19 protein-coding genes are annotated in these 22,687 nt (G+C 46.0%); 11 read left to right on the plus strand and 8 right to left on the minus strand.

Annotated features, from left to right (window positions below; translation table 11 throughout):
- The first annotated feature begins 27 nt into the window (after positions 1-27).
- The 5 genes from AK963_RS01665 to AK963_RS01685 all read left to right on the plus strand — a co-directional run bounded on the left by AK963_RS01665 (position 28) and on the right by AK963_RS01685 (position 4,018).
- Complete coding sequence (locus AK963_RS01665) at positions 28-729, plus strand: SURF1 family protein (protein WP_175404410.1); 702 nt, start codon at positions 28-30, stop codon at positions 727-729.
- 7 nt (positions 730-736) lie between these two features.
- Entirely contained in the window at positions 737-1,324 is a 588-nt protein-coding gene (locus AK963_RS01670) for a hypothetical protein (RefSeq protein ID WP_139117195.1), read from the plus strand.
- A gap of 100 nt (positions 1,325-1,424) precedes the next feature.
- Positions 1,425-2,459: a COX15/CtaA family protein gene (locus AK963_RS01675; RefSeq protein ID WP_238593614.1), complete on the plus strand. Its 1,035-nt coding sequence runs from the start codon at positions 1,425-1,427 to the stop codon at positions 2,457-2,459.
- Complete coding sequence (gene cyoE / locus AK963_RS01680; protein WP_066013543.1) at positions 2,456-3,358, plus strand: heme o synthase; 903 nt, start codon at positions 2,456-2,458, stop codon at positions 3,356-3,358. The genes AK963_RS01675 and cyoE overlap by 4 nt, the downstream gene beginning before the upstream one ends.
- Before the next feature lie 9 nt (positions 3,359-3,367).
- Positions 3,368-4,018 (plus strand): SCO family protein, encoded by a 651-nt coding sequence (locus tag AK963_RS01685; protein ID WP_139117196.1) that lies wholly within the window; start codon positions 3,368-3,370, stop codon positions 4,016-4,018.
- Between the two features lie 43 nt (positions 4,019-4,061).
- Here AK963_RS01685 and AK963_RS01690 read toward each other — a convergent pair whose 3' ends face one another.
- The 4 genes from AK963_RS01690 to AK963_RS01705 form a co-directional block, all read right to left on the minus strand.
- Entirely contained in the window at positions 4,062-5,123 is a 1,062-nt protein-coding gene (locus tag AK963_RS01690; protein WP_066013548.1) for a hypothetical protein, read from the minus strand.
- A 197-nt stretch (positions 5,124-5,320) separates the two neighbouring features.
- Entirely contained in the window at positions 5,321-6,106 is a 786-nt protein-coding gene (znuB, locus tag AK963_RS01695; RefSeq protein WP_066013550.1) for a zinc ABC transporter permease subunit ZnuB, read from the minus strand.
- Positions 6,106-6,879 (minus strand): zinc ABC transporter ATP-binding protein ZnuC, encoded by a 774-nt coding sequence (gene znuC / locus AK963_RS01700; protein ID WP_066013551.1) that lies wholly within the window; start codon positions 6,877-6,879, stop codon positions 6,106-6,108. Before znuC ends, znuB begins: the two co-directional genes overlap by 1 nt.
- A gap of 14 nt (positions 6,880-6,893) precedes the next feature.
- The gene (locus AK963_RS01705; protein WP_066013553.1) at positions 6,894-7,376 is read right to left on the minus strand and encodes a Fur family transcriptional regulator; all 483 of its coding nucleotides are present in this window, start codon (positions 7,374-7,376) and stop codon (positions 6,894-6,896) included.
- A 357-nt stretch (positions 7,377-7,733) separates the two neighbouring features.
- On the opposite strand from AK963_RS01705, the gene AK963_RS01710 reads away from it, so the two are divergent.
- Positions 7,734-8,063 (plus strand): hypothetical protein, encoded by a 330-nt coding sequence (locus AK963_RS01710; RefSeq protein ID WP_066013555.1) that lies wholly within the window; start codon positions 7,734-7,736, stop codon positions 8,061-8,063.
- 61 nt (positions 8,064-8,124) lie between these two features.
- On the opposite strand, the gene AK963_RS01715 is transcribed toward AK963_RS01710, so the two are convergent.
- Together AK963_RS01715 and AK963_RS01720 are read right to left on the minus strand one after the other, a co-directional pair.
- Positions 8,125-9,123, minus strand: a complete 999-nt coding sequence (locus AK963_RS01715; RefSeq protein WP_066013556.1) for a homoserine kinase — start codon at positions 9,121-9,123, stop codon at positions 8,125-8,127.
- A gap of 45 nt (positions 9,124-9,168) precedes the next feature.
- Positions 9,169-9,576: a DUF2782 domain-containing protein gene (locus AK963_RS01720; protein ID WP_139117197.1), complete on the minus strand. Its 408-nt coding sequence runs from the start codon at positions 9,574-9,576 to the stop codon at positions 9,169-9,171.
- A 93-nt stretch (positions 9,577-9,669) separates the two neighbouring features.
- On the opposite strand from AK963_RS01720, the gene polA reads away from it, so the two are divergent.
- Positions 9,670-12,423 (plus strand): DNA polymerase I, encoded by a 2,754-nt coding sequence (gene polA / locus AK963_RS01725; protein WP_066013560.1) that lies wholly within the window; start codon positions 9,670-9,672, stop codon positions 12,421-12,423.
- A gap of 1,178 nt (positions 12,424-13,601) precedes the next feature.
- On the opposite strand, the gene AK963_RS01735 is transcribed toward polA, so the two are convergent.
- Positions 13,602-18,464: an NAD-glutamate dehydrogenase gene (locus AK963_RS01735; protein ID WP_066013564.1), complete on the minus strand. Its 4,863-nt coding sequence runs from the start codon at positions 18,462-18,464 to the stop codon at positions 13,602-13,604.
- Positions 18,465-19,006: 542 nt separating this feature from the next.
- Between AK963_RS01735 and rpmB the strand changes: the two genes are divergently transcribed.
- From rpmB to AK963_RS01760, 4 genes are all read left to right on the plus strand, one after another.
- Positions 19,007-19,243, plus strand: a complete 237-nt coding sequence (gene rpmB / locus AK963_RS01745; RefSeq protein ID WP_066013568.1) for a 50S ribosomal protein L28 — start codon at positions 19,007-19,009, stop codon at positions 19,241-19,243.
- A gap of 19 nt (positions 19,244-19,262) precedes the next feature.
- Complete coding sequence (rpmG, locus tag AK963_RS01750; RefSeq protein ID WP_034834535.1) at positions 19,263-19,430, plus strand: 50S ribosomal protein L33; 168 nt, start codon at positions 19,263-19,265, stop codon at positions 19,428-19,430.
- 209 nt (positions 19,431-19,639) lie between these two features.
- The gene (trhP, locus tag AK963_RS01755) at positions 19,640-20,980 is read left to right on the plus strand and encodes a prephenate-dependent tRNA uridine(34) hydroxylase TrhP (protein WP_066013570.1); all 1,341 of its coding nucleotides are present in this window, start codon (positions 19,640-19,642) and stop codon (positions 20,978-20,980) included.
- A 31-nt stretch (positions 20,981-21,011) separates the two neighbouring features.
- Entirely contained in the window at positions 21,012-21,677 is a 666-nt protein-coding gene (locus AK963_RS01760) for a hypothetical protein (protein ID WP_066013571.1), read from the plus strand.
- Between the two features lie 52 nt (positions 21,678-21,729).
- On the opposite strand, the gene AK963_RS01765 is transcribed toward AK963_RS01760, so the two are convergent.
- Positions 21,730-22,152 carry an H-NS family histone-like protein gene (locus AK963_RS01765; protein WP_066013573.1) on the minus strand — a complete coding sequence of 141 codons (423 nt, stop codon included), beginning with the start codon at positions 22,150-22,152 and terminating at the stop codon, positions 21,730-21,732.
- Between the last annotated feature and the right edge of the window lie 535 nt (positions 22,153-22,687).

Genomic DNA, 22,687 nt, shown 5'->3' on the forward strand with positions numbered 1-22,687 from the left:
ACTGTTCACTTGATGTTTGGATTCAGATTGAAGTTGACCCTATTAGTGATTGCCATCCTGCCAGTGCTGGTGACTTTGGGTTTCTGGCAGCTCTCACGTTACGAGCAGAAGTTGATGCTGGAGCAGGCTTATGAGTCCAGACATGCTCTTGAGCCATTTTCACTTTCTCAAGTACAGCATCACGACGATCCTTTGTACCTGCCCTTTACGGTAAGTGGCCGGTTTGATCTGGATCGATACTTTCTGCTGGATAATCAGGTTTTCCAGGGTGAGGCTGGGTATGAACTGTTCATGCCGTTTCTGACGGATGACGGAGAGTGGTTACTGATCGACCGAGGCTGGATTGTCGGTGGTGATCGAGAGCTGCTGCCTGAGGTGATGACTGACCCAGGGCATCTGGTACTGACTGGCTCTGCGTATAAGCCCCTGGGGAAACCCTTTATGCTGGCAGAAGACGTCTGGGAAGAAGGCTGGCCTAAACGTATTCAGGCGTTTGACCAGTTCAAAGTGTCTGAAGCCATAGAAAGTGCAACTCCGGATTTTTTCATGATGCTCAGAGCGGGCCAGCCAGGAGCTGAACAGGTTCGCCCCATGGTGATTAATCTGAAATCAGAGAAGCATCTGGGTTATGCCTTTCAATGGTTCGCCATGGCTCTGGTACTGCTCTTGCTTTATGGGTTCCAGATGATTCGCGCAGGCAAGAACAACAAGAACAAGCATGACGTATGAGGTGATCATGACAACGACAATCAGCATTAATAAGAATCGGTTTCAGCTTGCCCTTGTCATTCTGATCCCATCCATTGCCATGGGGTTGGCCTGGATTATGTACTTTACCGGGGCATGGATACCTGAGGGGCGGACAAATAAGGGTGAGCTTTTATTACCTCCAGCCCAGTTTTCTGCCCTGCACCTTCAGAATGGAGAAAAGAGCGTAGATTCAGCAGAGACAGAAGGCCTCTGGCGGGTTGTAGTGTTTGGCAGCGCCCGTTGTGAAGAGTCGGAATGCATAGAAAGCCTGTATAAAACCCGTCAGGTGCATATTGCGCTCGGAAAGGAGTCTGATCGGGTGACCCGATTTTACATTGCCCCAGAAAAACCAGTGCCCTCCTCTGAACTTGAAACCGAACATCCGGGAATTTACTGGCTGAACGCGGATAAAAACCATGTGCAAACAGCGCTCGGTCTGAAGCATTGGCCAGAAAATCGAATTTTTATCATCGATCCTATGGGGAATTTGATCATGGGGTATCAGGTTGATCAATCGGGTGGTGATTTGCTGAAAGATCTGAAAAAACTGCTGAAAGCATCCAATATCGGTTAATGGGTACTAAATGATTATTTAATCATTGGTTTTTGTTTAATGTGGTATTTTTTGGTTAAAAACAGGGTTGGTAATGGGTAGTCAACTCACTGGAGCGGTTATGAAGAAAAAAGGATTTTATCTGGCTCTGATCGCTACGCTGCTGGCAAGCATCGTGGTTGGTCTGGGTGCCTATACAAGGCTGGTGCACGCCGGGCTGGGGTGTCCTGACTGGCCGGGTTGTTATGGGTTTCTGACCGTGCCGGATACTCAGCAGGAGATTGCTCACGCCGAGTCGCTCTTTCCAGGCGCGCCGGTTGAAGTGGATAAGGGTTGGGCGGAGATGATCCACCGTTATGTGGCCGGCGCTCTGATGCTTCTGGTGTTGATGATTGTAATTCAGGCATTCAAAAACCGACGTGAGCCGGGTCAACCTTTCAAGCTGCCCATTCTGATCTTTGCATTGATTACGCTGCAGGCCGCGTTTGGCATGTGGACAGTAACGCTTAAGCTGTGGCCTCAGGTCGTTACCGCTCATTTGCTGGGTGGCTTTGCTACCTTCAGTCTACTGTTTCTCTTAACGCTAAGGTTGTCTGGGGCGCATCGAGAAAAGGTGCCGGACAAACCGTTCTTTTTCCTGAAATGGCTTGCGGTAATAAGCCTGCTGGTGGTGGTTGGTCAGATCAGCCTCGGTGGGTGGACGAGCTCCAACTATGCAGCGCTTGCCTGTCCTGATCTGCCCATGTGTCAGGGGCAATGGTTGCCACCCATGAATTTTGAGGAAGGGTTTGATGTGGGGCAGGATATAGGTCCAAATTATCTGGGTGGGCAGCTGCACGCCGAAGCCAGAACAGCCATACACTTTGCGCATAGAGTGGGAGCATTACTGACCGTAATATTACTGACGTTGCAGATGCTTATTGCGCTCAAAGTGTCGTTCAGGGTTGGTGGACCTGTTGGGTTAACGGTTCGAAAACTGATGCTGCTGATTATGGTTATGTTGACGGTTCAAGTCGGGCTTGGCCTCAGCAATATAATCTGGAGCCTGCCATTGAGTATTGCCGTAGCGCATAACTTGGGTGGTGCGTTGTTATTGTTATCACTGGTGGCCTATAACTACTTCTTATTCGGCGGCAGCAGGAGGGCTGGAGCATGAGTCAAAGTAATGTATTACAGGCAGGGAGTGCCCACTGGCGGGATTATCTAGAGCTGACCAAGCCTAAGGTTGTTGCGCTGATGATCTTAACGTCGGTCATTGGTATGTACCTGGCGACGCCTGGTTGGGTGCCTCTGGATATTCTGTTCTTCGGTAATCTGGGGATTGCCCTTTGTGCCGGTGCCGCCGCAGTGATTAATCACGTTGTTGATCGCCAGATTGATACCGTGATGGCGAGAACCCATAAGCGGCCGGTGGCCACTGGTAGGGTTGAACCACTTCAGGCAGTCATGTTTGCCTTTATTATCGGTTCGCTGGGCATGGCCATGCTGTTTGTACTGGTTAACCCTCTGACGGCCTGGTTAACGTTTGCCTCCTTGATGGGCTATGCGGTGGTGTATACGCTGATTCTTAAACGAGCAACCCCTCAGAATATTGTTATTGGTGGTCTGGCCGGTGCGGCCCCTCCCCTGCTCGGCTGGACTGCTGTTACCGGACAGTTCGAAGGCCATGGCCTTTTGCTGGTACTGATTATTTTTGCCTGGACGCCACCTCACTTCTGGGCACTGGCGATCCACCGTAAAGAGGAGTATGCCAAAGCGGATGTTCCTATGCTGCCCGTCACTCATGGAGAGGCTTACACCAAGCTTCATATTCTGCTCTATACCATCATCATGTTTGTTGTCACCATGCTGCCATTCCTGACGGGGATGAGTGGGGTGATCTACTTGATAGGGGCAACCATTCTTGGTGCTCGTTTTCTGTACTGGTCGGTTGTTCTGCTTCGTGACAGCAGACCTCATGCCGCCATCAAGACCTTCAAGTTCTCTATTACCTATTTGATGCTGCTGTTTGTGGTGTTGCTGGTGGACCACTATTCATTTTATCTCTGGGTGTAAGGAGTACCTGTGGACAAAGAAAGGAGTAAGGGAGTGAGGAAGACGGTCACTATTTTACTGGCAGCCGTTGCCGTGGTGCTTGGGTTGACGGCGAATAAGTTCATGAACAAGCCGGCTTTGTCTAAAGAACAGTTGCAGCAGATGGGAGCGGTGGTGTTTGAAACACCCAGAGCTTTCACCATGGAAGGGCTGGTTGACCATAACGGCCAGCCATTTGCCGCAGAAAATCTTAAAGGACGCTGGAGTCTGGTCTATTTTGGTTTTACCTTCTGTCCTGATATCTGCCCGGCAACACTGAGCCAGTTAAACAAACTGGATGCACTGCTTAAGGAAAAGTCACCGGATCTGGCGAAAGATATGCAGTACCTTATGGTGTCGGTGGATCCACGAAGAGATACGCCTGAAAAATTGAAAGGCTATGTGCCCTACTTCAATAAGGACTTTGTTGGAGTAACGGGAGAAATCACCAATATTTACAACCTGGCGGTTCAAATGAATGTGCCATTTACACCGGTGGTTGATCCTGAGGATGAGTTTTATTTGGTGGATCATGGGGCAAATCTGGCATTGATTAACCCGAAAGGGGATTATCATGGGTTTATCCGGCCACCTTTGGAGCCTGAGAGGCTATCAGCTGTACTAAATAGTTTGAAAAATTAAGCAGATCACCGGTTATTTGAAAGCATAACCGGTGATCTACTGGCTAGTTATTCTTACCAAATAACTTTGAGAGTTTAGACTTGTGCTTTTTCTGGGCACTATCTAGATCTGCTTCTTTAGCTTCATATTTCCTTCTCTCCCTAGCGAGTATTTCATCGATAAATGGAGTAATTCTTTCTGGTTCTTCATCATAATGAATCAGCGCATCAATAAATTGTTCTGTAATATCGCCAGCATTGAGCCACTCTATCTTGAGCCCAGCCTCCACAAGCTGACCATTCAACTCTTTATTTTCTAAAAAAAAGGTTTGTGGTGTTTGAACAACGGTTGCTAAGCCAAACCGTTCCTGCATAACTGCTTTCATGCCTGTTTTGCTCTTTGAAGATTCTTCTGAGAGCTGACCAAGATATTGGTCAAGAAAAGAGTCAATGCTTTGTTTGAAGTCATTATTTCTATCACTTTTCTGTTCTCGTCCAGCAACATAGCCTTCATACACCGTCTTACTAACGATTCCAGATGCCTTTGCTTTTCCAACAGCATCTATATCGCTTGAAACCGCATTAATGACACCTGTTTTTTTTGCGTATTTTGCATGCTGTTCCATCAATAAATTTAAGTGCTCATTGTCACCAGGCTTGCCTCCAGAAGCGATAACCGCACTGGTTAACTTCTCTTTCCAGGTTCCCCACGATGCATTGAAGAGATAAGCAGCCGCAGGCATGAATGTTGTGGGCGCTTTTGGTTTACTTGTCGAAGTTTCTGCTGCAACCTTTCTTAAGCCATGGGAAGGCCCTTTGATAATCGCGTTTAATAGAACAGAGCGGTTATCGGTTTGACCAGTCTTTTGATCGTCACTGGTGGTTTCAACTAATGGCGGTGCTGTTGGTGGTGCTACTGGTGCTTTGGGGACTGGAGGTTGGTTACTATTTTGTGCAGGGGTCGGCTTAACTGGAGTTGCGTTAGCAACATTGGTTTTTGCAACAGTGTGACTTCGATGCTTTCCTGATTCCTCTGCTTTTTCTTTTAATGCCTTGTAATCATCTTTTAGCTTCTGTGGTTCTGCTTGTTTTGGTGTTGAATAGTTGACTCTACTTCTGCCGGGCATAATGAAACTCCATTTTCTTAAATGCAATTGATCTGATAGATTAATTGCTGATTGGTAGTTGTTAGGCTAGAGGGGTTTTTAAATTATTATTTAAATTGTAGGCTGAAATTTTTATATTTCTTTTTTTGAACTTTTTTAAATAAAATATTTATTTTTAATTTCTTTTTTGTTTAAAAGCCAGCAAATGCTGGCTTTTATTATGGTTTTCTTTTTGCCAACAAGGTTATTAAAAAGAGTAAGAAACTGGATACAACAACGGAAGGACCGGCTGGTGTATCCAGATGCCATGACGCTGTTAAACCTCCGGAAACACCCAGCATTCCAAGCAGTGCTGAAAAAACAACCATTTGTTCTGGCGTTCTTGCAAGACGTTGAGCGGTAGCTGCAGGAATAATCATCAGGGAGGTAATCAGCAGGACACCGACAATCTTCATGGCCACTGCAATTACCAGAGCCATTAACAGGGTTAGCGTCATCCGGAGTTTTCTGACCGGTATACCCTCAACCTGTGCCAGTTCAGCATGAACGGACATGGACAGCAGTGGCTTCCAGAGCCACACCAGCGTAGCCAGAACCAGAGCGCCACCACCATATATCCAGTAGAGGTCGGAAGCACCGGTAGCCAGCAGGTCTCCGAACAGATAGGACATCATATCTACCCGAACATTATCCGCAAAGCTGACAGTTACCAGACCAATGGATAGAGAGCTGTGGGCAAGTATTCCCAGCAGGGTGTCTGAAGCCATTCCCTGTTTTTCCTGGAAGCTGACCAGAATAGTGGCAACCATCAGTGAACTGACGATAACGGCCAGGTTGATATTAATATCCAGCATCAGACCCAGTGAAACACCAAGTAGAGCGGAGTGAGAGAGGGTATCTCCGAAATAGGCCATTCTTCTCCAGACTACGAAGCAGCCCAGTGGTGCTGCCAGAAGAGCCACGCCATAGCCTGCCAGTAAGGCATACAAGAGAATATCTGGCATCATTGTTTTCCTTCAGATACAGGGCTTTGTGGCTCAAGAATATGGCCATCGACACCATGTTGATGATCGTGATGGTGGGTATATACAGCGAGTTCGTCCGATTCACCACCAAAAAGGCGGAGATATGCTGGATGCTGCTTAACCTGATGCGGGTGGCCAGAGCAGCAGACGTGCTGATTGATACAAATGACCTTGTCAGTAGATGCCATAACCAGGTGAAGGTCGTGGGATACCATTAGAACGGCACAGTGCTCCCGGTTTCTGGACTCATCACGAATATCGGTGATCAGCTGATAAAGTTCCTTTTGTCCTGTTACATCAACCCCCTGCACTGGTTCATCAAGTACCAGAAGGTGTGGTTTATGCAGTAATGCGCGGGCCAGCAGAACCCTTTGTTGCTCTCCTCCGGAAAGCGACTGCAGGGGGGACTGGAGAACATGGGCTACTCCGGTTCGCCCAAGGGCATCTTGAACCGCTGTCAACCGGCAGCCAGTCAGTCTCAGGAACCGGTTGACGGTCAGAGGCATGGTGTCATCAATATGAAGCTTTTGAGGCATATAGCCAATGCGAAGCCCCTTTCGCACTGACCGTTGGCCTGAAGAGGGTTCCTGCAGTCCAAGAGCCACACGTACAAGCGTCGTTTTGCCCGCACCGTTTGGGCCTATCAGGGTAACGATTTTACCGGGATTAACCTGCAGGTTGATCCCGGTAAGTACGTCTCTGTTCTGGAATTTCATCCAGATATTGCTCAACTCTATCAATGGTTGATTCATAACTTGTTGATTCTTCACTTAGTTCTGCAATTTGTGCATAAACCGGCCAACTCTATTGAGGTATCAGCAATGGTAAAGCCGTGGTCATTAGCACAGTCTTTCAGGGAGTTTTCAATGGCTGGGTGTTCAATTTCAATAGTTGTCCGGCATAGGGTACAGATGAGAAAACAGCTGTTATGAGCAGTATTTGGGTGACTGCAGCCAATGTAAGCATTGATGGATGATAGGCGATGTACCAGCCCTTGCTCCTGGAGAAAGTCCAGGGCTCTGTAAACGGTAGGGGGCTGAGCCGGTTTTGATTCGCCCTGTGTTAGCACGGCAAGTATTTCATAGGCTCCGACAGGGCAGTGATTCTGCCAAACCAGTTCTAATACTCTTTCTCTGATTGGGGTCAGACGGACACCCCGCTTATGGCAAATGACACGAGCTTCAGATAAGGCCTGCTGAATACAGGCCGTATGGTTGTGTGGGGTATAGGGTGTATTCGTTTTGCTCATAAAAGATGCCAACTATAATTGTTATAACATAACAGTTATACATGAATATTGATACTTGGCTAATATAATCAAATTCTATACTGCTAGAGTAATTAAATTAATGTTTTTCAAACAGTTATAAGTGATGCTTACAAAAATAAATAGTTGTCTGTTATTTATCATAACTATTCGTCTAATAGATGGGTGGATTCTATTTAATTACAGTGGGTTGAGTAAATACAAGCATTTGTTTGTTAATAGCTTCTGAAGATTAAATTCACTGGTTGTCAAAATAATCAAATGTATTTCCTGAAAAAATTTTGATGGCTTGAATCGGCTGAACCTTATTTTAAATACAATAATTGAAGATGGAAAATTATGAGACCTATCTATCAAGCTGTTGAAGCTCAGAATAAAGTCATATCTAAGGAAGCACAATCAAACAACGGCAATACTGGTCGTGATAATGGTGTTTTTAAACATCGCGATCTTTGTCAGATTAAATCTAACTCTCAAAGAATGATGGAGTGTGCGACGCCAAGTTATCGAGATGAAAATGCACTGGAAACCATGAAAGTAGGGCCATCCGACACTAAGGAAAGCTATGTTTCCCAGATGAAGTTAAAGTTCATGAAAATGGAATATAATGCTGCATCTCCATCCATGAAGCTGATTCTGGCTTGTGCAGCTCAAGGGCAATCTATCTAATACATGAAAAATCTATTCTAGGTATAGTGTCGCCCAGTTTTCTGGGCGGCACCATTTCAATTCAGCCCAAAATATTTAATATTCTATCTGCGTGTTTATTTCTTAATACAAGCATCTCCTTGAACTCGTTTGGATCCAGAAAGTGCCGAACAAGGCTGTTTTGATGCTCTTGGTCCATCGGAGCTTCCGGGTAGATAAACGTAATCAACCGGGATATCCAAAACCTGAAGGCTGCCAGTTGTAATATTAATGGCCAGGCTTTTTTCTCTTCCTCAGTAAAAGGCCGAACTCGTGCATAAGCATCGGTTAATACCTTTGTACGCTGACTGTCCAGTTCAAGATTATCTGTAATGCACCAGTCGTTTACTGTAACGGCCAGATCGTAGATCAGCCAGTCATTACAGGCCTGGTAGAAGTCGATGACTGCCGAGATTCTGCCCTGATCAAAAAGCACATTATTGTGAAACAGATCTCCGTGGATGAGCCCTGTTGGCAGATTGCCAAACGTTTTTAAAGAGCTGGAGATACTTTTCCATTGCTCAGCCATAAAGCGGGCATCATCCTGATCGAGTAATGGAGTGAGTCTTTTTTGCTGGGCATCAAGCCAGGACAGCCCACGCTGGTTTTCCTGGTATAGAGAAGAACCCTGTCCAGCTCTATGGATTTTGGCCAGCATCGTACCCATTTGCTGACATTGATCCAGAGAGAGATTTCTTGCATCAGGGTGCTGACCGGCAAAGCACTGCACGATCAGAGTCGGTTTTCCTTTTACTGACTGGAGAGCAATGCCATTCTTATCTCGAACAGGGTTGGGCACAGGCAGGCCGAAAGCTTTAAGCTCATCCGTATAATTGATAAAAAATGGCAGCGTGTCTGCTGGCAGGTATTCAAAGAGCGTCAATACAAATCGCTGGAGATGGCCTTTTTTATCAACATCCAGAAAGTAGTTGGTATTCTCAACTCCGCTTTCGATGCCCTTGAATGACGTCAAGTTACCAAGGTCATAACGAGTTAGAAGTTGCTCGATATCCTGTTGTGTCAAATGGGTATAAACAGACATGAAGTCCCTGTTCTTGGATGGTTAGATCTATGGTTCTGTATGTACTCAGTGCCACTCAAAAATGGTCCATGAAGGCACTAACAGGGTACGTTTAGTTGGATCAATGGGGTTGCCTTCATTATCAGAGGCAATCAGGTAGTAAGGTTTACCTACCTTGGGAATAACCTGAATGGCATAAAGCTGACCACCAACCCGGTACTCTTTGTACGTTCTGGAATCACCGGCACGAATGACTACCGATGTATCATCCCTGTTCTCCAGCTCTTCAGGGCGCAGGTGCTTTGGAATTTTCTTAATGGCTTCATCGGTAAATACAACGGCTTTCTGGCTGCTGGACAAGTCCGCACTGGTCGTCGCTTGATCAGAACCTTCCGGACTTTGAGTAGCACAGCCAAAAAGAAACAAGGGTAAGAAAACCACACCCAACTGCGCTCTTTTTATGGAGGGTTTCATCAGGAGCCTCATGATAATTGCGGTGGAAACCATTAAACTGCTTGGAAGCATTCTATACCCAGTTACCCAGAATCGTAAGTGAGTCCGTAATCCATGTCAGAACCAGTCAGTACGCCTCCACTCATACTCGTCGATGGCTCATCTTACCTCTATCGCGCTTTTCATGCTTCTGAGCGCGCCAATCTGCGAACTGTTGATGGTCGCCCAACGGGTGCTATCCGGGTCATGACGAATATGCTGCGCAGTCTGATGCGTCAGTATCAGGATAGTCATGTTGCGGTCATTTTTGACGCCAAGGGAAAAAACTTCCGCCATGAAATGTACAGCGAGTACAAAGCGACCCGGAAGCCCATGCCGGATGACCTGCGCTCGCAAATAGAACCAATACATCAAATTGTCCGTGCTCTTGGCCTGCCTTTGTTAATGATTGAAGGCGTTGAGGCGGATGATGTGATTGGTACGCTGGCCAGGCAGGCAACCGAGAAAAAGATCGATACCATCATTTCGACAGGTGATAAAGATATTGCTCAGCTGGTTACTGAGCATGTGTCTCTGATTGATACCATGAATGATGCGTATACCGATCAAAGTGGTGTTGAGAGTAAGTTTGGTATTCCTGCCAGCTTGATTATCGACTACCTGGCATTGATGGGAGACAGCAGCGATAACATTCCGGGTATGCCTGGTGTTGGTCAGAAAACAGCATTGGCTTTGCTGAATGGCATCGGCAGTATCGATGAGATTGCGGAGCGTCTGGATGAGGTTGCCGCACTTGGGTTTCGTGGGAGCAAGAACTTTGCTGAGAAGTTTACTGAGCATAAGGATATCGTTCTGTTATCCCGAGAGCTGGCAACCATCAAGACTGATGTAGAGCTGCCAGTTTCCATTGATAATCTGGAAATGCAGCCCCTTGATAAAGAACAACTGTTAGCGCTGTTTAAAGAGTACGAATTCAGAACATTGATAGCGGACCTGGAGAAAGAAGGTTCTGGTTCAGCGCTGGAGAATAATGAATCTGACGAAAAAGCATCAGGCGTTACCGGTGAGTATTCGGTAGTCACAGAGGAGGCAGAGTTTCTTGACTGGATAGCACAGCTCGAATCTGCAGAGCTGTTTGCCTTTGATACAGAAACGACCAGCCTGGATTACATGGTGGCTGAACTTGTGGGCGTTTCATTTGCCACTGAGCCCGGAAAGGCGGCTTATGTGCCCGTTGCGCATGATTACCTGGGGGCTCCAGCCCAACTGGATAGAAGATGGGTACTGGAAAAATTGAAGCCTTTGCTGGAAGACTCGACGAAACAGAAAGTAGGTCAGAACTTTAAATACGACGAAAGCGTGCTGGCTCGATATGACATCCAAATAAAGGGTATTGCTTTTGATACAATGCTTGAGTCCTATTGTTTGAACTCAATCGCCACCCGTCACAATATGGATGCCCTGGCAGAGCATTGCCTGGGCTATAAAACCATCAAGTATGAAGACATTGCTGGTAAAGGCGCTAAACAACTGACGTTTAATCAGATAGAGCTTGAGAAAGCGGGTCCCTATGCGGCAGAAGATGCGGATATTACTTTGCGCCTTCATCATGCCATCTGGGAGCAACTGAAGTCAGAAGCCACCCTATCAAGCGTTTTCCAGGATATAGAAATGCCGCTGGTGGATATTCTTTCACGTATTGAGCGTCATGGTGCCCTGGTTGATGGTGTGTTACTTAAGCAGCAGAGTCTGGAGATTGGTCAACGCCTCAAGGAACTGGAGAAAGCAGCCCATGATGAGGCGGGACAGGAATTTAATCTGTCGTCACCAAAGCAGTTGCAGGAACTGCTCTTTGATAAACTGCAGCTTCCCGTAATTAAGAAGACGCCCAAGGGGCAGCCATCAACCGCAGAAGAGGTGCTGCAGGAGCTTGCGCTGGACTATGAACTTCCCAAGCTGATTCTTGAGCATCGAGGCTTAAGCAAGCTCAAGTCCACCTATACCGAGAAACTCCCGCAGATGATTAATGCGGCAACAGGCCGTATCCATACCTCTTACCACCAGGCAGTAACGGCTACTGGGCGACTGTCTTCCTCGGACCCTAACCTTCAGAATATTCCTATTCGAACGCCGGAAGGTCGTCGAGTGCGACAGGCGTTTATTGCTCCGGAAGGTTACAAGTTGGTGGCTGCAGATTACTCCCAGATTGAGCTGAGAATAATGGCTCACCTCTCTGGAGATAAAGGTTTGCTGGATGCTTTTGCTCATGGACTGGATATCCATAAAGCAACGGCCGCCGAAGTATTTGGAGTGGCGCTTGATGATGTAACGGGCGATCAGCGACGTAGTGCTAAAGCCATTAACTTTGGCTTGATCTACGGTATGTCTTCGTTTGGGCTGGCTAAACAGCTGGGTGTATCCAGAAAGTCGGCACAGGAATATATCGATCTGTACTTTGAACGGTATCCGGGGGTTTTAAGGTACATGGAAGAGACCAAAAACTTTGCGCGGGAAAAGGGATATGTAGAGACCATCTTTGGTCGTCGTCTATATCTGCCAGAAATCAATGCCCGAAATGGTATGCGGCGACAGGGGGCTGAACGAACAGCGATCAATGCGCCGATGCAGGGCACTGCAGCAGATATTATCAAGAAGGCGATGATCAGAGTTGATGAGTGGCTGAAAGTATCGGGGCTTAATGCTCGTGTCATTATGCAGGTTCACGATGAGCTGGTGCTTGAAGTTGCTGGCGAGAGCGTTGACGCCATTGTTGAGGGTCTAAAAGCGCAGATGGCCGGTGCTGCAGAACTCAGTGTTCCACTGCTGGTCGAAGCGGGTATTGGAGATAACTGGGATGAGGCCCACTGAGTTTTTTATGACTTAAGAAGTACTTGGCTATTTGATTTGTAAGTTTTTTGTAAGTAGTGGAACTTTATTGCCATATTGCTTGTCTCATATAGTGAGACTCAATTGAGTTGTTCCTTGTGTGTTAAGTGTTGGCAATTTTTAAAGCGGTATATGTTTCCCCGCATTTATCGTTGAAAGCCAGTATCCTCTATCAGGATTCTGGCTTTTTCTTTATCTAGATACTTAGAAAGTAGCCAGCCATATGACATCCTATACATTCTGAATGTTTGTTCAGGGGGGCAACTCTCCTGCATTACAATTCCAGCTACACAGCTAAAGCTGTACTCCTTTCGTTTTGCCTGCATAGAACTTGCTCAGGTAACCAGACGTCTCCGGTGCATTTGGTTAACTATTTTTATTCAAATTTTTTTATTTTTTTTGGGAACTTTTTGGAATTTTGCTTGTCTGAATATATGAGGATAGGAAAAAGACAGCAGTTTGGTACTGATTCTTATTGCTCACTGTGTGTTTTGTGTTGACAGAAAGTTAAGTTGTAGGCTGCTCCCCTGTAGCCGAAGCTACATAGCCAGTATTCTTCCCCCGGATACTGGTTTTTTTTTGCAGAATTTCTATGCAACTGAATCTAACGAATAGGCTTTAATGGCCGTTAAAGAATATATGTCGGTTGGGTTGGTTGATTACTTGGAAGCCAAGCTTCATAGCCACCAGAATCGTCATAGCACCTTTAGGTATGTACTTTGTAGATGTTGATGTAATAATAGAGACAGTATGAAACGGTCATCCTCCTCTGGTGACCGTTTTTTTTTGAGACTGTATTTTTCTGTTTGATTTCTCCATTCCTGCGCTAGGACTTTTTCGGTCAGCCATGAGTCCAGTTGACCACACAAGCGTTCAGGCATTCCACATAAATAAATAGAAAGCAACGCAGAATGACGCAAATCATCGGCAGCTAGAAACATATTTAACTGATAACCCCCCCCCCATTGAATCTATCAGGCTTAGCCTGCTTTCTCGCACGACTGCAAAGATGCAGGAGCTAGGGAAGGTGCGAATAAGTCCGCTCTCACCTTCGGTAACCCCTAGTATTACTGACACTGCCTTTGGAAAAAGGGACTTATTCGCAGTTTCCCTAGAGCATCGCAGGAGCTGTTGCCGGTAGGTCAGTGCCAAGCAAGTTTCTAGTTTGAAGCAATGAGAGACAGTTCCTGTATAGCTACTGACAGCATGGCAAGGTTCTGCTCTCTGGCGGATTGTATTTCCCGGACAGTCGCTTTCCAGCGATCAATTAGTTCAGCATTTTTTTCGAGCCATCGTTTAAGGCGTTCTTCTGGCTTTCCCTGTGAATGAGTCAGAACATGAATACAATTATCATTGAGGGTTCTATCCAACTGATCTTTCAGGGATGACTGTACTTTGCGTTGCCAGAGGTCGTTAACTGGTAATTGACGAATACGTTCTCTTAACCAGGGTAGGCAAAGATAGTCTTCAAGGGCAAAAAAGATAGAGGCCACATCAATAACAGTAAATTGATATTCATTAGCCACACTGACCATAAACAGTACGTAATAAAGATATCGAAGGCCTGCACAGGTTTCCGCCAGCATTTGCGGCAGCTGTGCTTCCTGTAGCCAGGTAACTCTACCACCCAGCCATGCACAGTCTTCCTCTCCCAGCAGCTCTGCCAGTTGTCCACTGACCGCGCTGACGCCTGGTTTATAGTTACTGATAAGAGACTCAATATCCATCTGACTGCCGTGGTTCTTCAGTAACCAGATACATGCTTTTTCAATATGCTGCTGTACCCGGAACAGCTCTACTCTCTGGATATCATCTTTTACATCAAACCCCAGATTTTCAAACTGGTCCCAGATAGATGGAATGGAAAAGATCTCTTTTATAGCCATAAATGCCCGGACACAATTAAGCTCCGAATTTCTGGTTTCCTGATGAATATACTCAATAAAAGTTGCTCCCATTCTATTACCAACTTCGTTGCTGAGATGGGTAGCCAGTATCTCGGTTTTTAATGGATGGTTTCTGATTTGATCAGGGAACTGATTGCGGAGTTGTGATGGAAAATAGTCCAGCAGTTTTGCATCCAGTATTGGATCGTCACCAACATTGGCTGAGACAAGGGATTCAAAAAGCTCCAGCTTTGTGTGGGACAAAAGAATGGCTATTTCTGGTCGGGTAAGACCCTCACCAGCTTTCACTCTGGCTTTGAGCTCTGTATCTGATGGCAGACAGTCCTGAGCTCGGTTAAGACGTCCTTTTTGTTCGAGCTTCCTGATCAGGAAACGATGGTCATTAAATAACAGAACATTTTGTTGAAGACTCAGACTCAGCCTCTGGCTCTGTAAAAAATTATGCCTGAGAACCAGTCTGGCAATCTCATCAGTCATGCTGGCCAGTAAAATATTACGCTGCTTTATGGTTATATCACCATCATCAACCATCTGATTAAGCAGAATCTTTATGTTGACTTCATGATCTGAGCTGTCAACCCCCCCCGAGTTATCGATAGCGTCGGTATTGATGAGGCCTCCCCTCCTGGAGAACTCAATTCTTGCCAGTTGAGTCAACCCCAGATTTCCACCCTCCCCTACAGCGCTCGTATTCAATTCGCTGGCACTGATCCTCACATTATCATTAGACCTGTCTCCTGCATCAGCATTACTTTCACTGCTGGCTCTTATGTATGTACCAATTCCTCCATTCCACAATAGATCAGCTGGTGCTTTAAGAATTGTTTGAATAAGCTCAGCAGGCGACATTATGGTTTTATCCGTTGCCAGTATGGTTCTGGCCTGCTTGCTCAAATGAACGCTTTTCAGCTGACGACTGAATACGCCTCCACCTTCCGATATTTTACTGCGGTCATAATCTTCCCAGGATGACCTGGGTAAATTAAACAGACGCTGACGCTCACTGAAGCTGACTGAAATGTCAGGGCTTGGGTCGATAAAAATGTGCTGGTGGTTAAATGCGGCAATCAGGCGAATATGGTTGGAAAGAAGCATGCCATTTCCAAATACATCACCAGACATATCTCCAATACCGATGACCGTGAAATCCTGGGTCTGGGTATCTATTTCACGCTCTTTAAAGATCCTTTTTACGGACTCCCAGGCTCCTCGGGCAGTAATCCCCATTTTTTTATGGTCATAGCCCAAGCTTCCACCAGAAGCAAAAGCATCTCGCAGCCAGAATCCATATGATTCTGATACCTCGTTTGCAATATCTGAAAAACTAGCGGTGCCTTTATCGGCTGCAACCACAAGGTAAGGGTCATCATCATCGTAGCGTATGACTTCTTTAGGAGGGATTATGTTTCCGCCATGAAGGTTATCGGTTAGATCCAGAAGCCCAGAAATAAATGCTCGATAGCATGAAACACCTTCTGCCAGTATTTCTTCCCTTGAGCCATTGGCCGGGAGATTTTTTGTTACAAAGCCTCCCTTTGCCCCGTGAGGTACAATGATGGCATTTTTTATCATCTGAGCTTTGACTAGCCCCAGAATCTCAGTACGAAAATCTTCCATTCTGTCTGACCACCTTAACCCTCCTCTGGCAATCCTCCCACACCGCATATGAATGCCTTCAAAGCATGGAGAGTAGACAAATATTTCAAACATTGGTCTGGGGTGAGGTGATGTTGGAATCTTCTCGGGTTGTAGCTTGAAAGACAAATAGCTTTTCGGCTCGCCTTGGTCCTGCTTCTGATAGGCATTGGTTCTCAACATAGCCTCAATAACGCTCAGAAAGTGTCGCAGGATCCGATCTTCATCAAGGTTGGCAACACTATCCAGCAGTTGGTAAACCCTTTCAGAACAGGCATTGGCAATTTCCTGGCGATCACCACGGAAATCCGGATAAAAACGAATGCTGAACAGGTCTACGATTTCACGAACCACCGATGGGTTGCTGTTAAGTACTTTCTGCATATAGCTCTGGCTGAATGGCACTTGGAGTTGCATCAAGTATTTGGATAGAGCCCTGATGAGCACAACCTGCTCCCAGTTCAAACCAGCAGAAACCACCAGTCCATTGAACCCGTCATTCTCCATTTCTCCTTTCCATGTACGAATGAACACCTCCTGGAACTGTTCCCGCAGATGGGTATCTTCAAGGTTGGAGTGATTTGGCGTTGAGCTTTCAGCTTCAGGTGAATTTAGATTGGCCGTCAGCGCATTATCATGGCCATTAGGCTCAATGCTGAAATCAAGCACCCAGGCACTTTCCTGACTGTAGGGGCTGATAGCGTAAGGCCTTGCACTGCGAACTCTGACGCCCATTTTCTCAAGAATGGGAAGTACATCTGAGAGTGCCAGGAGAGGCCCTTTACCAAGAACACGAAAGTGCCATCGATAATGGTCGGTAACCGGACGATAAAGACTTGTCCTTATCTGATGGCTGTCTTTTAAAGATTCCAGGCGTTGAATGTCTGCTACTGCCTGGCGAGGGGTAACATCTTCCCGGTAAGCGGCGGGGAATGCCTGCAGATAACACTGTGCCATCTTGTTACCTGAAGCCTCTCCAAAAGCCTCTTTTAATGCTTGTTGCAAGTGGTCTGTCCAGTTCAACATCGCCTCATGTATCATGGCTTCCAGCCGCTCAACATCGATATTCTGCTGGTTGGCATGACGACAATGCACAGTAAATTGTAATTGCGCCATTGGGTTTTCAGATAGCTGGACATTGAAGTCGATACTGTTTCCACTCAATTCACTGAGCAGGATCTGTTGCATCTGCAGGCGAAGCTCAGTATTAAAATTATCTCGGGATACATAAACAAGCACAGTGATAAAGCGGTCATAGGTGTCAGGACGAAGGAATACTTTCAATTGTCGTAGTTCATGGCAGTCAAGTATCCCGTTAATGACAGCCTTAAGTTGTTCAAAGCTTGCCTGCAAGAGCTCGTCCCTTGGATAGTCATGAATAATGTGGCGCAGCGCGTTACCCCGGTGGCTATTTGCAGGGCAGTTGTCGTTTTTTAGGAGTCTTGCCACTTTTTTTCGTATTAAAGGAATCTCATCCAGCGGAACGTTGTAGGCTGTTGACGAAAATAGTCCGAAAAAACGCCATTCCCCGGTCACTGCACCTGAATCGTTAAATTGTTTTATCCCAATGTAGTCCAGGTGAGCAGGTCGATGAACCGTTGAACGGCTGATGGATTTGGTGATGACCAGTAACTCAGGTGCTTGAATTTGTGATGCAATATAGGGTGATAGCTCTTGCTCTACTGGATTATGATGGGGGCCTTCTCGGAAAGTCCCCAAACCGGCTTTGTTGTTGGTGCGTAGTCTTAATTTATTTGGCCCCTGGATGATTTCATAATAGCGAAAGCCGATAAAAAGAAAATTATCTCTTTTCAGCCAGTTTAGAAAAGCAAGCGCTTCTTTCAGTTCAACATCCTGTAATGGTGCTGGGTGACTTTGGCACCATTGAATAGCGTCATCCAGCTTGGCTTGCATTGCCTCCCAGTCAGAAACTACTTTATGAACATCCTCAATGATATTCCGGATACTTGACGAGACCTTCTCTAAATCAAGATGCTCTGGTTGCTGGTCTATTTCAACTCGAATGACTGCTTCGGTAATGTTTGCCTGCCGAGTGCTGATTGAGTGTAGCTGACCAGTGCTGTCCCTTTCCGACCGAAGGGTTGGGTGATTCAGGCTATAAACTTTTATTTTCTGACGATCAAGTTCCATCAATACAGACGACACCAGAAATGGCATGTCATCAGTAATGATCTCAATAATGCTATGTGTGGAGTGCCAGTGGTGGGTTTCTGGTTCTGGGTTGTAGACGCGGATCTTGATTTGTTCGGGTTGCCTTGTCTTTAGAAACTGCCATAGGCAGAGTAATGCTCCATAGCAGTCATCCGTATTTATCCGGCTAAGGTCTTTGCTGGAAACTCCACGATAATAGGCATCAGCAAGCGACTGAATTTGTTCATGTTCTTTGTTTGACATGCGCTTTGCCAGAAGCGATTGAACCTGATTAACGATGACGGCTCGAAAATCTTTAAAGCGGTTCATGATATTCCTCTGTAATTCGAATTGAGGAAGGCAAACTGTCCGCAGGTTGGTTCTCCCACTTGATTTGCCTTGTTATGCAGCGACTGTCAATTCTCATGCTCCATCAGCAGACGAGTTGCCGTGACTTCCTGTGGGCGGTTATTTCGCAGAGACAACTTTTTGGGTGACACCGATCAAAACCTCTGTATAAAATCGCTTTTGCTCTTTTTGCAAAGAGCACTTTACAAAGAGCCTGTTAAAAAGTGTCTGGTTGCATTAAAAATGTCAGTCTGGCTTTGCTGACAACATAGACGAGAAATGGTTCAAATGCCTTGGGATTGCTGATTTTGCGGGGGGCTAAGCATAATCCGTAGCCTTCAGGGAATTTGCAAGAGGCGTCCAACTCTGGTATAAAGCCCGATCTTTGTATGAGGGTAGCTGCTGATGAGTCTTGAAGGTCTCTTGACTCTGTAACCATGGGCAGATCTGCCCGAAGCAGACACTGGAATTCAGTTAAGTTTTCCGGCCTCATGGCTGGATTTTTGGTTTGAGAGGCCATCCACATGTCCAAGGTTTGTCAGGTTACCGGCAAGCGCCCGGTTACCGGGAATAACGTTTCCCACGCTCAGAACAAAACTCGTCGTCGCTTCGTGCCTAACCTGCACCACAAGCGCTTCTGGGTTGAAAGCGAAAAGCGCTTTGTGCGCCTGCGTGTTTCTGCAAAAGGCATGCGTATCATCGACAAGAAAGGCATTGATGCCGTTCTGGCTGATCTGCGCGCCAGTGGTCAAAAATTCTAAGTTAGCAGGAGCATAAATCATGGCTAAAGGTATTCGTGAGAAGATCAAGCTGGTTTCCAGCGCAGGTACTGGTCACTACTACACCACCACCAAGAACAAGCGTAATACGCCTGACAAGCTGGTGTTCAAGAAGTATGACCCGGTTGTTCGCAAGCACGTAGAGTACAAGGAATACAAGATCAAGTAAGTCTTGTTTGCTTTGCTCTGGTCCGTATCAGGCAAACTGATACGGACCGCCACTCCCTTCTGTTGCGCTTTTCTCTCTATTTGTATTTCTGTTTAGGTTCAAAACGAACCATCCCCTCCGTTTCGCTTAGGATCTGGGTGCTGTCACTACTGTTGCATTCCGGTTGCACTGTTATAATGCGCGCCATTCAAAAACATCAGCTGTAGGTCATGATGAAACCGGAACTCCTTTCGCCAGCGGGAACACTGAAGAATATGCACTTTGCTTTTGCTTATGGTGCAGACGCTGTTTATGCTGGCCAGCCCCGCTATAGTCTGAGAGTCCGCAATAACGACTTTAAACTGGACAATCTGCAAAAAGGCATTGATGAGGCTCATGCCCTGGGCAAAAAACTGTATCTGGCAAGCAATATTGCGCCTCATAACAGTAAGGTAAAAACCTATCTACGTGATATGGAGCCTGTTATTGCCATGAGGCCTGACGCGCTGATCATGTCCGATCCAGGCTTGATTATGATGGTGCGTGAAACCTGGCCGGATATGCCAGTCCACCTCTCTGTTCAGGCGAATGCGGTTAACTTTGCAACCGTAAAATTTTGGGCCAGGCAGGGTGTTGAGCGGATTATTCTATCCCGTGAGTTGTCTCTTGAGGAGATTCAGGAGATCCGGGAAGAGTGCCCCGATACTGAGATTGAGGTCTTTGTTCATGGTTCTCTCTGTATCGCTTACTCGGGGCGCTGTCTGCTCTCCGGATATATCAACAAAAGAGACCCGAATCAGGGAACCTGTACAAATGCCTGCCGCTGGCAATATCAGGCTCATGAGGCTAAAGAGACCGAGAGTGGGGATGTAATACCGGTTAGTGGTGGATCAGGTATTGGCAGTCCTGAGATTGTTACACCAACCCTGGGTGCTGGCGAAACATCAGACAATATTTTCCTGCTGCAGGAAAAGGGGCGTCCGGATCAATATATGCCTGCTTTTGAAGATGAGCATGGTACTTATATCATGAACTCCAAAGATCTCAGGGCCGTTCAGCATGTTCGCCGCTTTACTGAGATGGGTATCCACTCCCTCAAGATCGAAGGGCGTACCAAGTCTTTTTATTATGTAGCCAGAACCGCTCAGGTATATCGCAAAGCTATTGATGATGCTGTGGCAGGTATTCCTTTTGACATGGGGATGATGGACTCTCTGGAGAACCTGGCCAACAGAGGCTATACCGAAGGCTTTTATCGTCGCCATGTTCACGATGAGTATCAGAATTATGAAACCGGTAACTCCCGTGAAAGTAAGCAGCAGTTTGTCGGTGAAATCATTGAGTTTGACGATCAGCAGCTAACGGTTGAGGTCAAAAACCGCTTTGAGTTGGGGGATACCATGGAACTGATGACCCCAAAAGGCAACTATGTATTTAATCTGGAGCATTTGGAAAATCGTCGTGGTGAGCGTATTGATGTTGCGCCAGGGTCAGGCCACTTTGTAAAAATACCAAAGCCTGAAGGTGTTTTGCCAAATACCCACTCATTGCTGGTTCGTAATTTGCCCTAATCAGGTGATATTCTGAGTCGATAAGATCTGTATGGATCTTACGACTTTTACCAGCCTTTTTTCCGGCTCTGCCTATAAGCCTTTAAGCCAGCATCGACAGGTGGTTTTAGATGCTCTGGTTTTATTAAGCAGACAGTTGCAGAGCCGATTAACTTCCGATTACCAATGGCTTGAAAGGGAAAAATGGCTAATTGATTTTCCTCCCGCCGTTGAAAAACTGGAACAGGAAATTCTTGCCAGGTTAAACCAGCCAACGTTGACAGCGCAGCCAAAAGGGCTAGTACTCTCTCTCTTACAGACTCAGAATAACCTGGCACACCTGATCTGCCGACTGGCTGAGCGATTAACTTATAGACCTCCTAAGCTTACTAAAGACTTGCAGAGTTCTGTAGAACAGCTAAATCAGCACTTTGCCAGAGTGGTATATAGCTTGAAGTCAGGCGTGTTAAAGCAGGATCGTTTGGGCGTGGCGGGTTTTAGAAAACAACAATCCCAGGCTTTGCTGGAGGTAAATCAGGAAGTAAAAGTTGCTGTAGATGAGCTGCGGCATATGATTTCAGCTTTCAAAGGTGAAGTCTTTCAAAATGAAGGAGAGTTGGACCCTCTTGATACGGCTCTTTTACTGCTGTCTCTTGAAGATATGGATGACCTTACTCTCTGGATTCGCTCAATGGTCATCCACATGCAACAGCTATAACTCACAAAATTCAGCTAAAAAATGATAAAAGGATTTTCGATAAACCCTATACCTATTTAACAATGCACTCTACCCGCTTTTTCTGTGTTTTTTCCAGGTACTCCTGGAAGTCTTTTGGTAGTCTTCCTGTCGTTGACCCCTCCCAGCGCACGGTTTGTCCCGCTGAATTTTCATATTGAAAGGTATGCTTTGCGACAGTTCGCCGACGTTTTACCGTTTTCCCTGTGTCATTAATATTGTCAAGATCTGAGAGTGTTATACCAAGCTCAGCCATTTCTTTGTGAATAGCTGCAATATCTTTCATTTTTTTCTGTCTTTTTGCATCCTCTTTAACTCTGGACTGTAATTTTTCTTTATGTACCTCTTTCAGGCGATCCAGAATCTTTTCAAGCTCCTGAACACTGACATCTTTGAATAGAGAGCGAATCCGGGATTTACTACCCAGCCGATGATGTAACTCATCCAGTAATTTCATTGTATACCCTCAATCTACCGGAGCCTTTGACCATATGAGACTTGCAATGGTGTATCAATACGGTGCAAGACACTAAGAAAGTCGACAAATATCTGTTACGTAAGACTGGAACGGTTACCTGTCTGTTAGTTATGCAGGTATAGGGTAATTCACAGAATGCTTCTGCTTATTACTCGTTCAATATGAATAAAAGTAATGTATTTTGTTTGATTGGCAAGAAAATGATGAGTTTGATCATTTTTGAATACAACTTTTCGTTTTACTGATAACCCTCTGTTTGCAGTTTAGAACGGCTCTCTATTCATCAAATTATAGTGCACATATTTTATTCAGATACTTGGCTGAATTGTATTGAGTACTGGGGACGCACCAGTAGTAGGTTGATGATGCTGCTTGTTTATATACATTTGTCATCACCGATGTAATAAGTCTTCAAAACACCAGTTTAATTTGACCTCCCGATTAACCCTTTTCTGGCCGATTGTTTTCCTGTTGGTATCAAGCAGGGAGCAGCGCCATGACCAATCGAGAGGAC

This window comes from Endozoicomonas atrinae, from assembly GCF_001647025.1.
Taxonomy (GTDB): domain Bacteria; phylum Pseudomonadota; class Gammaproteobacteria; order Pseudomonadales; family Endozoicomonadaceae; genus Endozoicomonas; species Endozoicomonas atrinae.

Excerpts from the sequence above, each read along its gene's own strand:
- trhP (WP_066013570.1), top strand. The coding sequence starts at position 19,640 with ATGATGAAACCGGAACTCCTTTCGCCAGCGGGAACACTGAAGAATATG.
- AK963_RS01765 (WP_066013573.1), bottom strand. The coding sequence starts at position 22,152 with ATGAAATTACTGGATGAGTTACATCATCGGCTGGGTAGTAAATCCCGG.
- AK963_RS01710 (WP_066013555.1), top strand. The coding sequence starts at position 7,734 with ATGAGACCTATCTATCAAGCTGTTGAAGCTCAGAATAAAGTCATATCT.
- AK963_RS01675 (WP_238593614.1), top strand. The coding sequence starts at position 1,425 with ATGAAGAAAAAAGGATTTTATCTGGCTCTGATCGCTACGCTGCTGGCA.
- rpmG (WP_034834535.1), top strand. The coding sequence starts at position 19,263 with ATGGCTAAAGGTATTCGTGAGAAGATCAAGCTGGTTTCCAGCGCAGGT.
- AK963_RS01735 (WP_066013564.1), bottom strand. The coding sequence starts at position 18,464 with ATGAACCGCTTTAAAGATTTTCGAGCCGTCATCGTTAATCAGGTTCAA.
- cyoE (WP_066013543.1), top strand. The coding sequence starts at position 2,456 with ATGAGTCAAAGTAATGTATTACAGGCAGGGAGTGCCCACTGGCGGGAT.
- znuC (WP_066013551.1), bottom strand. The coding sequence starts at position 6,879 with ATGAATCAACCATTGATAGAGTTGAGCAATATCTGGATGAAATTCCAG.
- AK963_RS01705 (WP_066013553.1), bottom strand. The coding sequence starts at position 7,376 with ATGAGCAAAACGAATACACCCTATACCCCACACAACCATACGGCCTGT.
- AK963_RS01670 (WP_139117195.1), top strand. The coding sequence starts at position 737 with ATGACAACGACAATCAGCATTAATAAGAATCGGTTTCAGCTTGCCCTT.
- polA (WP_066013560.1), top strand. The coding sequence starts at position 9,670 with ATGTCAGAACCAGTCAGTACGCCTCCACTCATACTCGTCGATGGCTCA.
- AK963_RS01690 (WP_066013548.1), bottom strand. The coding sequence starts at position 5,123 with ATGCCCGGCAGAAGTAGAGTCAACTATTCAACACCAAAACAAGCAGAA.
- AK963_RS01715 (WP_066013556.1), bottom strand. The coding sequence starts at position 9,123 with ATGTCTGTTTATACCCATTTGACACAACAGGATATCGAGCAACTTCTA.
- rpmB (WP_066013568.1), top strand. The coding sequence starts at position 19,007 with ATGTCCAAGGTTTGTCAGGTTACCGGCAAGCGCCCGGTTACCGGGAAT.
- AK963_RS01760 (WP_066013571.1), top strand. The coding sequence starts at position 21,012 with ATGGATCTTACGACTTTTACCAGCCTTTTTTCCGGCTCTGCCTATAAG.
- znuB (WP_066013550.1), bottom strand. The coding sequence starts at position 6,106 with ATGCCAGATATTCTCTTGTATGCCTTACTGGCAGGCTATGGCGTGGCT.
- AK963_RS01720 (WP_139117197.1), bottom strand. The coding sequence starts at position 9,576 with ATGAAACCCTCCATAAAAAGAGCGCAGTTGGGTGTGGTTTTCTTACCC.